Annotated in this window: 12 protein-coding genes; 9 read left to right on the forward strand and 3 right to left on the reverse strand. The window is 31.3% G+C overall.

Annotated elements, in window-relative coordinates; genetic code table 11:
- Window positions 1-84: 84 nt before the first annotated feature.
- Window positions 85-2,085: a thiamine pyrophosphate-dependent enzyme gene (locus ACJJVO_RS06595; RefSeq protein ID WP_405571967.1), complete on the reverse strand. Its 2,001-nt coding sequence runs from the start codon at window positions 2,083-2,085 to the stop codon at window positions 85-87.
- A gap of 146 nt (window positions 2,086-2,231) precedes the next feature.
- Between ACJJVO_RS06595 and ACJJVO_RS06600 the strand changes: the two genes are divergently transcribed.
- The 5 genes from ACJJVO_RS06600 to ACJJVO_RS06620 all read left to right on the forward strand — a co-directional run bounded on the left by ACJJVO_RS06600 (window position 2,232) and on the right by ACJJVO_RS06620 (window position 6,299).
- The gene (locus tag ACJJVO_RS06600; protein ID WP_405571970.1) at window positions 2,232-3,182 is read left to right on the forward strand and encodes an isopenicillin N synthase family dioxygenase; all 951 of its coding nucleotides are present in this window, start codon (window positions 2,232-2,234) and stop codon (window positions 3,180-3,182) included.
- Window positions 3,183-3,257: 75 nt separating this feature from the next.
- Complete coding sequence (locus ACJJVO_RS06605; protein ID WP_405571973.1) at window positions 3,258-3,587, forward strand: translation initiation factor; 330 nt, start codon at window positions 3,258-3,260, stop codon at window positions 3,585-3,587.
- A 5-nt stretch (window positions 3,588-3,592) separates the two neighbouring features.
- Window positions 3,593-4,534, forward strand: a complete 942-nt coding sequence (locus ACJJVO_RS06610) for a DUF1835 domain-containing protein (protein WP_405571975.1) — start codon at window positions 3,593-3,595, stop codon at window positions 4,532-4,534.
- The gene (locus ACJJVO_RS06615) at window positions 4,524-5,396 is read left to right on the forward strand and encodes a nucleoside phosphorylase (RefSeq protein WP_405571978.1); all 873 of its coding nucleotides are present in this window, start codon (window positions 4,524-4,526) and stop codon (window positions 5,394-5,396) included. Before ACJJVO_RS06610 ends, ACJJVO_RS06615 begins: the two co-directional genes overlap by 11 nt.
- 48 nt (window positions 5,397-5,444) lie before the next feature.
- On the forward strand, window positions 5,445-6,299 hold the full coding sequence (locus ACJJVO_RS06620; RefSeq protein WP_405571981.1) for a substrate-binding domain-containing protein: 855 nt from the start codon (window positions 5,445-5,447) through the stop codon (window positions 6,297-6,299).
- Between the two features lie 312 nt (window positions 6,300-6,611).
- On the opposite strand, the gene ACJJVO_RS06625 is transcribed toward ACJJVO_RS06620, so the two are convergent.
- Window positions 6,612-7,286, reverse strand: coding sequence for a uracil-DNA glycosylase (locus ACJJVO_RS06625; RefSeq protein ID WP_405571983.1), 675 nt, complete (start codon window positions 7,284-7,286; stop codon window positions 6,612-6,614).
- A 56-nt stretch (window positions 7,287-7,342) separates the two neighbouring features.
- Here ACJJVO_RS06625 and ACJJVO_RS06630 point away from each other — a divergent pair, with 56 nt between their 5' ends.
- The 4 genes from ACJJVO_RS06630 to ACJJVO_RS06645 all read left to right on the forward strand — a co-directional run bounded on the left by ACJJVO_RS06630 (window position 7,343) and on the right by ACJJVO_RS06645 (window position 13,970).
- A complete protein-coding gene (locus ACJJVO_RS06630) occupies window positions 7,343-8,836 on the forward strand; it encodes a YfcC family protein (protein ID WP_405571985.1) in 1,494 nt (497 codons plus the stop codon).
- A 48-nt stretch (window positions 8,837-8,884) separates the two neighbouring features.
- A complete protein-coding gene (locus ACJJVO_RS06635; RefSeq protein ID WP_405571987.1) occupies window positions 8,885-11,053 on the forward strand; it encodes an endonuclease MutS2 in 2,169 nt (722 codons plus the stop codon).
- A gap of 164 nt (window positions 11,054-11,217) precedes the next feature.
- Complete coding sequence (locus ACJJVO_RS06640) at window positions 11,218-11,640, forward strand: thiol-disulfide oxidoreductase DCC family protein (protein WP_405571989.1); 423 nt, start codon at window positions 11,218-11,220, stop codon at window positions 11,638-11,640.
- Window positions 11,641-12,041: 401 nt separating this feature from the next.
- Window positions 12,042-13,970 carry a mucoidy inhibitor MuiA family protein gene (locus tag ACJJVO_RS06645; RefSeq protein ID WP_405571992.1) on the forward strand — a complete coding sequence of 643 codons (1,929 nt, stop codon included), beginning with the start codon at window positions 12,042-12,044 and terminating at the stop codon, window positions 13,968-13,970.
- 256 nt (window positions 13,971-14,226) lie between these two features.
- Here ACJJVO_RS06645 and yajC read toward each other — a convergent pair whose 3' ends face one another.
- Window positions 14,227-14,514 (reverse strand): preprotein translocase subunit YajC, encoded by a 288-nt coding sequence (yajC, locus tag ACJJVO_RS06650; protein ID WP_405571994.1) that lies wholly within the window; start codon window positions 14,512-14,514, stop codon window positions 14,227-14,229.
- Between the last annotated feature and the right edge of the window lie 20 nt (window positions 14,515-14,534).

The raw sequence follows: 14,534 nt of genomic DNA on the forward strand, positions 1-14,534 counted from the left end.
AACAAATGAAAAAGAAATATTAAAAATATATTAGACTTAATAGAATAATGTGTCTACAAATTAGAGGATTTCATCTACCAAACTTTAATAAGCTAATACCTGCTTCAAAGCATCCTCAAACGCTCCTTTAGCCATATATTGCTCTTCTAGCTGACCAATAAAAGGTATAGGTGTTTCCATACTTGCCACACGTTTTACAGGTGCGTCTAAATACTCAAAGCATTCTTCCATAAGCATCGCTGAAAGATCACTAGCAATACCACCGAAGAGAGAATCTTCTTGAAGAATAATGGCTCGTCCTGTTTTTTTAACTGAATCTAAAATAGCGTCTTTATCTAAAGGTTGTAACGTTCTTAAATCTATTAAATCTGCTGAAATATCAGTGTTATTATCTAAGGTTTCTAAAGCCCAATGCACTCCTGCACCATAAGTAATTATAGTCACAGCATTCCCTTCTTTTAAAAAGGCGGCTTTACCAAATGGAATAGTATAATAATCAGTTGGTACATCTTGCCTTATACTTCTATACAAAGCTTTATGCTCAAAAAATAGTACTGGATTTGGATCATTAATTGCTGTAGCTAACAAGCCTTTAGCATCATATGGAAATGCTGGATACACCACTTTTAAACCTGGTGTTTTTGTAAACCAAGCTTCATTAGTTTGAGAATGAAAAGGACCTGCCGCAACACCTCCTCCACAAGGCATTCTAACCACAACATCCGCTTCTTGTTGCCATCTATAATGCGATTTTGCTAAATAGTTGACTACAGGATTAAAACCAGAGGTAACAAAATCTGCAAACTGCATTTCTACCACTGATTTAATACCAGAAATAGATAATCCCATGGCAGCTTCTACAATTGCCGATTCACAAATGGGTGTATTTCTAACGCGATCTTTACCAAAAACTTCTAAAAAACCATCTGTAATTTTAAAAACACCACCATATTCAGCAATATCCTGTCCCATAATTACTAAATCTTTATGCTTTTGCATGGACTGCTTTAGCCCTTCAGAAATGGCATCTATGAAACGTAATTCTTTTGTGTTATTACTATGCGTAAACTCCTCATAATTATACGATTTGTATACGTCTTTTAATTCGGTTGTTTTACTTGGTACTATTTCTGGTTCACCATAAGCAGAATCTAAAGCAGCATCAATTTCTGTCTTTATTTCTTCCACATAAGCCTCATCTATTGATGCATTCAGAATTTTTTTACTAAATAAATAACTTTTAAAATTTTCAATAGGATCTTTAGCTTCCCACTCGTCCATTAATTCTTGAGGTACATATTTTGTTCCACTTGCTTCTTCGTGTCCTCTTCGTCTAAAAGTTTTAAACTCTATTAAAATAGGACGTGGTCTTTTTCTAATACTTTCTGCTAGTTTCTGAACTTTGGTATAGGTTTCAATAATGTTATTTCCATCTAAAATAAATGACTCAATACCATAACCTTTTCCTCTATCTGCTATATGCTTACAATGATACTGCTCACTTGTTGGTGTAGAAAGTCCGTAACCATTATTTTCAATACAGAAAATCACAGGTAGTTGCCAAACCGAAGCCACGTTCAAAGCCTCATGAAAATCACCTTCACTGGTTCCTCCTTCACCAGAAAAAACAGCAGTAACATTTCCATTCTTCTTTAATAAATTTGCAAGCGCTATACCATCTGCTACTCCAAGTTGTGGTCCCAAATGAGATATCATACCAACAATATTATACTCCTGCGTTCCAAAGTGAAATGAGCGATCTCTACCTTTAGTAAATCCACTCATTTTACCTTGCCATTGGCAAAACAAACGATGTAACGGAATCTCGCGTGTTGTAAATACTCCCAAATTTCTATGCATTGGCAGTATGTATTCACTAGATTTTAAAGCCATAGTAACACCTACAGAAATAGCTTCTTGCCCTATTCCAGAAAACCATTTAGACACTTTACCCTGACGTAATAGAATAAGCATTTTCTCTTCTATCAACCTTGGCTTTAACATGTTGTAATAAAGCTTCAATAACTCTTTATCACTTAAATTTCTTTTGTCGTAGGCTATGTTACTTTTTGTGATTGTTGGCATAAATTGTGGTTTCTGTAATGAATCAAAAGTAATTAAAATTGCTACAATAAACCATTATAGACTTCAAATTGTCAATAAATTCGACCTAATTTTTAACACTATTATTGTTAACTTTGTATATTCACAAAAATTTAAACAACAATCCAATGGATAGAATACCTAGCGTAGATTTAAAGGATTTCATTTCTGAAGATCCAAAACGTAAACAAAAATTTATAGACGAAATAGGAAAAGCTTATGAAGACATAGGTTTTGTAGCATTAAAAGGCCATTTTTTAGATGATACTCTAGTCGATAATTTATATGGTGAAGTCAAGAACTTTTTTAATCTACCTTTAGAAGTAAAGGAAAGCTATGAGGTTCCTGGTATTGGTGGCCAACGTGGTTATGTGTCTTTTGGTAAAGAAAGTGCTAAAGGAAAAAAAGAAGGTGATTTAAAAGAATTTTGGCATTTTGGACAATACGTTGAAGATGATGAAGAAAGACGTAAAGAATACCCAGAAAACGTAACTGTAAACGAATTAGCACAGTTTAATGAGGTAGGAAAACAAACCTATCAAATGCTAGAAAAAACAGCTAAATATGTTTTACGAGCTTTAGCACTTTACCTAGACTTAGAAGAAACATATTTTGATAATTACATTCATAATGGTAACTCTATTTTAAGACCAATTCACTATCCTCCAATTACCCAAGAACCTAAAAATGCTGTAAGAGCAGCTGCTCATGGAGATATTAACTTAATTACGCTTTTAATGGGTGCGCAAGGTCGTGGACTACAAGTACAGCGTAATGATGGAGAATGGATTGATGCTATTGCAGAACCAGACGAATTAATGATAAATGTTGGAGATATGTTATCAAGACATTCTAACAACAAACTAAAATCTACAATTCACCGTGTTATAAATCCGCCTAGAGAACTTTGGGGAACATCGCGCTACTCTATGCCATTTTTTATGCATCCTGTGAGTGAAATGAAATTAGATGTTTTAGAAAGCTGTATTGATAAAGATAACCCAAAACAATTTGAGGATATTACTGCTGGTGAATTTTTAAACGAACGTTTAATTGAACTTGGACTTATAAAGAAATAGTAATCAGTGTACAATCGCAGTTACTTAACGTAAATGTTTGACTGCGACTTATAACTGAGACTGTAAAATGAACATATGGATTTACAAGATCAATTAAAAAATCTATTCCCAGACCATACACCAGATCCAGAAGAGAACACTAAAGATTCTAAGCAGAATCTTTGGTTACAAGACGACCCTATACTTTGTAAATACGAAAAACGAAAAGGAAAACCAATAACAATATTAGAAGGTTATACTGGTGCAACCGAAGATTTTAAAAAATTAGCTAAAGAATTAAAAACTAAACTTAGTGTTGGTGGAAGCTTTAAGGATGATAAAATTATTATTCAAGGAGATTATCGCGATAAAATTATGTCTATGCTAAAAGATAAAGGATTTAATGTAAAACGCGTTGGAGGTTAAATATTATGACTAAAAATTGTTTACATATTACTAATGGTAATGCTCTTACGGATTATTTAAGAGAGTTAGATTTTACTGAAGACATACTTACTTGGCAAGAAATGCTTTGTGAAGGACCAACAATTCCGAAAATAGACTCTGACGAATTTTTTAAGCTAAGAGCTGATTTTCTCAATACAACTTATGATATTGATGTAGATCATAAAGAGCTTCAAAAAGAGTTATCTATTCTTGATAATACGGACAATTATACAGAAATCAACTTGTGGTTTGAGTATGACTTGTTTTGTCATATTAATTTAATAGGAGTTATAAATTTACTCCATCAGAAGGAAATTAATAAACCATTGTATCTTATATGTAGTGGACGTATAAAAGGCGAAAAAAATCTTAAAGCATTAAGTGAACTGAGTTCAGAACAACTAAAATCTCATTACAATAATAAAATCCTTCTTACTAAAGAAGATTTAGATATGGTAATAGCCATATGGAGAACTTATTGCGGAAAAGATCACAATATTTTGAAACCTTATATTGTTCAAAATTCTAGTTTTAAATATTTAAGCAGTTGTTTAAAAGCGCATTTAAAGCGTTTTCCGCATAACTTAAGTGGTTTAGGAACACTAGAAGCCCATATATTAAATCTTGTAAAACAAAACGATGTAAAATCTGAAGGTCATCTGTTAGGTTATTGTTTAAATTATCAAGGTTATTATGGCTATGGAGACATGCAACTTAAACGTAAGATAAAAGAATTAGATTTCTTTTTCAACAAAACAGAAGAAGGTATTGAGCTTAATAGAAAAGGACACGAAGCCTTATTAAAGCAACATAATTTTGCTAAAGAAGTCAATAACAATATGACTTACGGAGGCGTAAATCGTTTAGATTATCAATTTAACGAGGAACAAAACAAACTTATTAAAACCGTTACACATGGCAATTAAAGATTCAGAACTCATATTAAATCCTGATGGTAGTGTTTATCATTTGAATTTAAAGCCCGAAAACATATCTGACACCATCATTTTTGTTGGTGATCAAGATCGCGTTGAGAAAATCACCAAGCATTTTGACAGTATAGAATTTAGTACTCAAAAACGTGAATTTAAAACACAAACTGGTTATTATCAAGATAAAAGATTAACCGTTATATCTACAGGAATTGGTCCTGATAATATTGATATTGTTTTAAACGAATTAGACGCTCTGGTTAATATCGATTTAAAAACTAGAAAACCAAAATCAGAATTATCTAGTTTAAATATTATTAGAATTGGGACTTCTGGTTCTTTACAAAATGATATTCCTGTTGATGCCTTTTTAATTAGCACACATGGCTTAGACATCAATGGTATGTTACATTTTTATCAAATTGATGGTATTTGTAATCCTGAAATTGAAGATGAATTTATTAAACATACCAATTGGGACAAAAATAAGGCTAGACCAATTATTATAGAAAACAGTAAATTTCTAGAAAAGTATTTTGAAGGAGATAAAATCTTTAAAGGAATGACAGGTACTGCTGGCGGATTTTATGGACCACAAGGTAGAGTATTACGATTACCATTGCAAGATCCTGACTTAAATGCAAAGTTAGATAACTTTGATTATAAAGACTTTAGAATTACAAATTTTGAAATGGAAACCTCTGTAATTTATGGACTTTCAAAATTATTAGGTCATGAAGCTCTTTCATTAAACGCTATTATTGCCAATAGAGCAAATGGAGATTTTAGTAAAGACCCTAAAAAAACAGTAGAAAAACTAATTAAATATGCATTAGAGCGTATTGTGAATATTTAAAAAATTGTGCTTTCAGGAATAATAGATTCTGAAACATCTAGTCATATTATGAAAAAAGTAAATATAGGAGGCGTACCAGAACACTTTAATTTAGCATGGTATTTAACATTAAAAAATGGAGAATATAAAGCCGAAGACATTAATCTAAGGTGGCACGATTACCATGGAGGAACAGGCGCAATGAACAAAGCATTGCGCTCTGGAGAAATTGATATGGCTGTGATATTAACTGAAGGTGTTATTAAAGACATAATTGATGGTAATCCATCTAAAATTGTACAAACTTTTGTTGAAACTCCATTAATTTGGGGAATTCATGTGGCTGCAGATTCAAAATTTAATTCCGTTGATGATATTAAAGGTACTAGAGCAGCTATCAGTAGATATGGATCTGGTTCTCACCTTATGGCTTATATAAATGCAAAAAATCACCATTGGGATCTTGAAAATGATCTCAATTTTGAAGTTATAAAAAATTTAGATGGAGCAATTAGAGGCTTAACAGAAGGTAAAGCTGACTATTTTATGTGGGAAAAATTCACTACCAAACCTATTGTAGATGATGGCATTTTTAGACGTATTGATAATTGCCCTTCTCCTTGGCCTTGTTTTGTAATTGCCGTACGCGAGGATTTCATTGCTAATGATGAAGAAGCGCTGAAAACAATTCTTGAGATTATTAATCAAACCACTGCCGAATTCAAATCCATACCAAGTATAGATAAAACGATAGCCAACCGTTACGAACAAGAATTAACAGATGTCGAAGAATGGTTATCACTAACAGAATGGTCGCAAAGCGTTATGGACGAAACAACAATTAATAAGGTACAAGACCAACTTTACGATTTAAATATTATTCCAAAAAAAGTAGAATACTCAAAATTAATTCATAAATTATAGTCGCATTCCTAAATCCACTGTAAATAGTATTATATATCGAAAAAACACAATTGTTTTGTGCCCTAATTATTTAGAATGAAACTGATTATCTTGATAACTTTCAGAATTTCAAAAATTTAATTACATTTGGTTAACAATAATACTACAATTAACAAGAGACTAATATGATTTTAACCATTACTCTTATTTTATCTTTCTTAGTTGCTTTAAATTTTTTGTTATTATTTTTTAGTTGCAACAAAACCTCTAAAAAACTTGATAATAGATTGCCTCCTGAATACAAAACGGAAGTAGTCGCTAAAGAAAAAACGCCTAAACTAGTCTCCAATCAATTGAAGTCTCGCCAACTTGCTCCAACAGGAAGTTAGTTTTACTAAAACACTTATTACCAAACCAATAACCTCTATTAGCACTTAATGGAGAAGGATGTCCACTTTCTAAAACAATATGTTTAGTGGTATCAATTAATTTTTTTTTCTTTTTAGCAAATCCTCCCCAAAGTAAAAAAACAATATTGTTTTTTTCTGTACTTAAAGTTTTAATTACTGCATCTGTAAATTGCTCCCAACCTTGCTTTTGATGACTACCTGCGTTATGCGCTCTAACCGTTAAAGTTGCATTTAATAATAGAATGCCTTGGTCTGCCCATGGCGTTAAATTGCCGCTTGTAGGATACGGAATGCCTAAATCTTGTTCTATTTCTTTAAAAATATTGACTAAAGATGGAGGATGTTTAATACCATCATTAACCGAAAAACACAAACCATTTGCTTGGCCAACATCATGATAAGGATCTTGTCCTATAATTACAACCTTAACATCATTAAAAGCGCAATGATTAAAAGCATTAAAGATTTCTGATTGTTTAGGAAAACATTGAAAATTCTTATACTCACCTTCTACAAAAGTCATTAATTCTTTAAAATAAGGCTTTTCAAATTCTGAATTAAGATAAGTTTTCCAGCTTTGATTTATATTTACATTCATACTTTAAAACAAATTATATCTTGTTAAGACTTAAATTCACGAATAAATAACTCAGAATGAAAAATTTAAAATTCCCTTCTGCACAAACCATATTATTTATAATTGCAGGTTTAGTCACACTTTTAACGTGGTTTGTTCCTGCAGGAAAATATGATACTTTAAGTTATAACTCGGCAACAGACAAATTTACACGTTTAAGTCTAGATGAAGAAATAAGCTTAGCAGCAACTCAAACTTCTCTAGATAATTTAAATATTAAAATTCCTGTAGAAAAATTTACTAATGGCGATATTTACAAACCCATTAATATTCCTGGAACATACAATAAACTAGACGCTAAACCACAAAGTTTTTTTGATTTTGTAAAATCACCAATCAAAGGTATTATTGAAGCTTCAGATATTATTTTCCTTGTATTAATTATTGGTGGCTTAATAGGTGTGTTAAATAAATCAGGTGCTTTTGATGCTGCTATTGCTCAATTAGCTATTGTTTTAAATGGGAGAGAATCTTTGCTCATTATATTTGTTACAACTTTGGTCGCTTTAGGAGGAACAACATTTGGTTTTGCAGAAGAAACCATTGCCTTCTTCCCTATTTTAATACCTGTATTTTTAGCTGCCAAATATGATGCTCTTGTTGGTGTCGCTTGCATATTTCTTGGTTCTGCAATCGGAACCATGTGTTCTACGATAAATCCTTTTTCTACAATCATAGCTAGCGATGCCGCTGGTATAAACTGGACAACAGGTTTATACGGACGTATTTTTATGCTTTTATTGTGTTTAACTATTACCATAATCTACATATTACGCTACGCTAAACGTGTAAAAAACGACCCAAGTAAATCTCTTATCTATAATCAAAGAGAACAAATTGCTCAATTGTTTACTTTAAAAGATGCGTCTCATATTAATTTTAATTGGAGATTAAAACTGGCTTTGCTTGTTTTTACATGTAGTTTTATTCTCATGATTATAGGTGTTTCAATGTTAGATTGGTGGTTTGTAGAAATGACAACTGTCTTCTTAATTAGCGCCATTCTTATCGGATTTATTATTCAAATCAGTGAGACAGATTTTATAGACACCTTTGTAAAAGGAGCTGGTGATCTATTAGGTGTTGCGCTCATTATCGGAATCGCAAGAGGTGTCACAGTTATAATGACCGACGGTTTAATAAGCGATACGTTATTGTATTATGCTAGCGATATTACTACAGGAATGAATAAAGGGGTTTTTGCAGGTGTTATGACCATCATTTATTCTGGATTATCATTCTTTATCCCAAGTTCTTCAGGAATGGCTGTTTTAACCATGCCAATCATGGCTCCTTTGGCAGATACGGTTGGTGTAGGCAGAGAAGTTGTTGTAAATACATATCAATACGGATTAGGCCTTTTCTATCTTGTAAACCCTACAGGATTAATTTTAGCTTCACTTGCTGTTGCTAAAATTAACTTTAGTAAATGGTTAAAATTTATAATGCCACTGTTTGTAGTATTAATTATTGTTACCTTAATCGTATTAGCCGTAACTTCATACTTATAATATTACATAATGTCCTAAATTTGCAATTCTAAAAATGCACAGTATTCCATGATAAATATTCATGAAAAAACCTTAAAAGATCTTGAGTTTTCTACGGTTTTAGATCAAATTCGCGAACATGCACTCACTGCTTTAGGTAAAGAAGCAGTTTCGGCTATTCTCCCTTTTAAAGAGGAAGAACAATTAATGCGCGAACTTCTTTACGTTAATGAGTATTTATCCTCTTTTGAAAATGATAACCGAATACCAAATCATGGTTTTGAAACGATTGCTAAAGAATTAAAACTACTTAAAATAGAAAACACCTATCTAGAAGTTTCTAGCTTACAGAAATTAGTAAGTATCTCATTGACTGTAAATGCTATTTTAAAATTCTTAGAAAAATTTAAAGAATATTACCCAAAGCTTCAACAATTTAGTCAACACATACCAGTATCTACATCTATTATTGAGCAAGTAGATGCAGTAGTAGATCGTTTTGGAGATATAAAAGACAATGCCTCACCTCTACTTTCTAGTTTACGAAAAACGATAAATCAACTCAAAGGAAAAATTAATAGTAGTTTTTCTTCAGCATTAAATACCTATTACAATTTAGATTATCTAGATGATATTAGAGAATCTGTGGTAGACAATAAGCGTGTGCTTGCTGTAAAAGCGATGTATCGCAGAAAAGTAAGAGGTGCGATTATGGGAGGTAGTAAAACAGGAAGTATTGTTTATATTGAACCAGAAACCACACTTCAACACACTAGAGAACTCAATAATTTAGAATACGAAGAAAAGGAAGAGGTTATAAAAATCCTTAAAGAACTTACAAATTATGTTCGCGAATTCTTGCCACTGCTCAAAGATTATCAAGAATTTTTAACCAATATAGATGTCATTTCTGCTAAAGCAAAATATGCACAAAGCATGAATGCCATTTTGCCAGAATTCTCAAAAGATCGGAGTATGCATTTACGAGATGCTTATCATCCGTTGTTATTTTTGAATAATAAAGAAAAAGGTGAACATACATTTCCGCAGACTATAGGTTTAGAAAAAGACAGCCGAATTATTGTTATTTCTGGGCCAAATGCTGGTGGAAAGAGTATTACGTTAAAAACGGTAGGGCTACTTCAGGTAATGATACAGAGTGGTATGCTGATCCCTGTGCATGAGCGAAGTTACGTATGTTTATTCGATAGAATTTTGAGTGATATTGGTGATAACCAATCCATTGAAAATCACTTGAGTACTTATAGTTATCGCCTAAAACAGATGAATTATTTTTTAAGAAAGTGTAATAACAAAACACTATTTTTAATAGATGAATTTGGTACTGGAAGTGATCCAGAGTTAGGAGGTGCATTAGCGGAAACCTTTTTAGAAGTTTTTTATGAGCGTGAAGCGTTTGGGATAATTACAACGCATTATTCTAATTTAAAACTATTAGCTAATGAATTACCATACATGGAAAATGCTAATATGCTTTTTAATGAGCGTACCTTAGAACCAATGTATAAATTGGTCGTTGGGCAAGCAGGTAGCTCATTTACCTTTGAAGTGGCTCAAAAAAATGGCATTCCGTATAGTTTAATCAACAAATCAAAAAAGAAGATTGAACGTGGCAAAGTTCGTTTTGACGCTACCATTGCTAAACTTCAAAAAGAACGAAGTAAATTAGAGCGCACAGAACGATCGCTTAAAGAAAACGAAAAGAAAAAATTATCGGAAGCAGATAAACTTGAAGAAGTTAATGCGAAGGTTCAGAAAAAACTGGAGAGTTTTCAAGAATTATACGACAGCAATCAACGTTTAATTTACTTAGGTCAAAAAGTCAATGATATTTCAGAAAAATATTTTGAAGATAAGAAGAAACGTGAGTTAATGGCTGAGCTGTTTCGACTAGTACAAATAGAAAATTCTAAACGTAAAAAAGTCTCTGCGAAACAAAAACGTGCAGAAAAGCATAAAGAAACTCAGGTAAAAAAAGAGGCGGAAAAGAAAGTTGAAATTATCCGCAAAAAGAAAAAAGAAGCTAAAAAGAAAGCCATACCAGTAGAAAAACCTAAACCAATATTAAAAATTGGTGACAGAGTTAGAATGCAAGATGGTAGAGCTATTGGAAGCATTGATACTATTGAAAAAAATAAAGCAATAGTTAACTATGGTATGTTTACAACTAATGTAAGTTTAGATCAATTAGAATTGGTTGAGGTTAAGAAAAAATAATTAGCCCTAAATGGTTTAAATTAAAGTTACTGCTGGTTATATTTATGATAAGGAATGCATTTAAATTCCTTTTAAAAAAATCAATCTTCTACAATACAGTAACAAAAAAGAGGATTTAACGCAATTTTTAAATACGCTATAAGTATAAGACTTATCTTTGTATTGTGATATCTGAAGTACCAAAAAACAAACAACTTATCCTATTCGATGGCGTCTGCAATCTCTGTAATAGCAGTGTATTGTATGTTATAAAAAGAGATAAAAACGAAAAATTTTTATTTGCTCCATTAGAAAGTGATATTGGAAAAAAAATAATTCAAAAATTCAATATAGACACAAAAGAAACAGACTCTATATTACTTTATAATCCTCTAAACGATAGCCTAACTTATAAGTCTACAGCTGCATTACTAATCGCTAAACAATTGGGGTTCCCTACAAATATCTTAACTCTATTTCTTATTGTGCCTAAAGTTATTAGAAATTGGGTATATAATTATATCGCAAAAAACAGATATAAATGGTATGGTAAAAAAGAATCTTGCATGATTCCTACTCCTGAGTTAAAAGCAAAATTTATTGATTAAAATACGTTAAGATATAATCAAAAAAAAAAAGGCCCTTTCACAACCAATGAAAAGGGCCTTATTAATTAACAACTTATTAAAACTTATATTAATATAAAAACAAAAATTGTAATTTCAATTCATTTATAATGAGGGAATATAAAGAATTGTATCATAGCACAATTTTGTTACTATAAAGGTATTATAGTCTTCCTGTATTTAAAAAAAAACTCGTTATAAGCCTTTATATAATTGATAACTATGTAAAATATGTCAATTATATCCATTAACTACACTTTTGTAACATCTAGTACACTAAACAAAATACCCACTTCACTAAGCAAATGTTTCACTTTACTCATTTGTACTTTATAGAATAGCTACTCCATAATATTTTTGGGTAATAACCAAATATAGACATTATGAAAACCCAACTAAATTCCTTTAAAGTTATTTTAGTACTCCTCGTATTAGCAGGAACTCAAATAATACATGCTTATCAACAACCTAGTAAAATAACAGCAGTTACTGTATATTTAGATGGAGCAGAAATTAACCGCGAATCTTTAGTGAAGCTAAATTCAGGGAAATCGGAAATTACATTTAAAGATTTATCACCTCAGATTGACGAAAGTAGCATTCAAATTTCTGGATTAAAAGACGCCTCCATTCTATCTATTAATTATGGTATAAATTATTTGTCTGTGAAAAAGCAAAGTGATTCCATTTTAGCTTTACAAAATGAACTTAAACATCTCAATACTAAAATTCAATATCAATACGATTTAATTACTGGCTACAACGAAGAAGTAAGCCTCATACAGAGTAATAAACACTTAGGTAATGAAACTACTGTTGTCAGTTTAGAAAAACTAAAAACCTTTGCTACTTATTACAGAACTAGAATAACAGATTTAAAAGTAGCAATTAATAAATCGAATTCTGAAATTGAAAAACACCAAATCACACAAGCTAACATAAAGCAACAATTAGCAGAATTTAATATTGAAGAAAAAATAAAAACTGGAGAAATTAAACTCAAACTAAACAGTGATAACATAACATCTTTACAATTAAAAATTAAGTACAATATTAAAAATGCAGGATGGTTTCCTATTTATGATTTAAAAGCAGATAAAATAAATAGTCCAATAAATTTAGAATATAAAGCACATGTGTTTCAAAATTCTGGTTGTGATTGGACAGATGTTAATTTGGTACTTTCTACAAGCGACCCTAACACCAATAACGAAAAACCAACAGTAAACCCAAAATATTTAAACTTTATAAGTCCTTATAGTAATTACCAATCGCAACGCGCGACTAAGAGTTATAATTACAAATACAATCCATTAGTAAAAACTGTAACAGGTGTTATTACAAGTTCTGATGATGGTTTGCCTTTACCAGGAGTTAGCGTTATTGAACAAGGGACAACCAATGGAGTTCGGACTGATTTTGATGGTAGATATACTTTAAAAACGACAACGGGTAACATGCTTAATTATTCTTATGTTGGTATGAGATCTGAAGTTTTACCCATTCATTCTAGTATTATGAATGTGGTATTGGAAAGCGATAACCAATTAGACGAAGTTATTATTGTTGGGTATGGCACAAAAAAAACAAGTACAAGCTCCATAAAAGCCGAAAGTATCCAAAACATGATAGATGAAGATTTTGACGATGAGCCTTATATTAAACCAGAAAATTATACTGCTAATGGTAATATTATTGAAGAAGGCATCACCAACACTAGCTTTAAACTTACTAAAAAATACAGTATTCCTTCAGATGGAGATATTACGGTTATAGAAATTGATAAATTTAGTGTGCCTGCAACCTACAACTATTTTGCAGCTCCAGTTTTAAATGAAAATGTATTCATAACAGCTAAAATTGGAAATTGGGAACAATACAATTTATTGCCTGCGGAAGCCAATGTGTATTTTGAAGGTAGCTATTCTGGCAAAACAAATATTAACCCAAGTGCAACAACAGATAGCTTAACCGTTTCACTTGGTGTAGATCCGAATATTGTTGTTAAACGCACACAACTTAACGATTTTAAAAAGACTACTTTTATAGGAAATAACAAAGTGATACATAAGGCTTTTGAAATTGAAATTAAGAACAACAAACAAGCAGATATTCAATTGACCGTTTTAGACCGAATTCCGAAGAGTCAGAATAAAACCATTAAAATTGACGATGTAGATACAGGCAATTCTATCTATAATGAAGATAAAGGCATAATGACATGGAAATTAAACCTAAAACCAAACGCCACAGAAAATGTTAAACATTCTTATGTTGTGAAATTTCCTAAAGGAAAACGCGTTAATCTATAAATAAATTATAATCTCAAAACGAAGCAGCTTCAATAAAACCCTAGCTTCTGTTAGTTAGGAATGAGTTTTATTCCTATAAGAAGAGTTGTCTATCCTTCTTATAAGTATCTTTAATTTTGATAGAAATACTGTTCTCGTTTTGAGTTATATTTATGAGAGCCCTTTTCAGGGCTTACTTTTTAGAAGAAAAATAAGATCAAAAAAAAAGACCATTCAAATAAATGAATGGTCTTTTTTTATATAAAATACAACTAGCTTACTTTTTTGTCGCTGGTGCATTTAGTTTTGTGCTCATTTCCATAGAAATTGCAGAACGGTCAAATTTAATTTTTCCGGCTAACGTTTCAATCACACAACTGTGATCTTTATCGTTAAGGTCTACAACTTTACCATGCATACCACTTTTGGTAATAACACGATCTCCACGCTTTAATTCAGCAGCAAACTTCTTTTCTTGTTTAGAACGTTTTATTTGTGGTGCAAGTATAAAAAAATACATCACTGCAAAAATTCCAATAAACGGTAAAACAGTTTCTAAATTCATTTAGTAGTTATAAGTAAATT

The organism is Winogradskyella sp. Asnod2-B02-A, from assembly GCF_045063645.1.
Taxonomy (GTDB): Bacteria; Bacteroidota; Bacteroidia; order Flavobacteriales; family Flavobacteriaceae; genus Winogradskyella.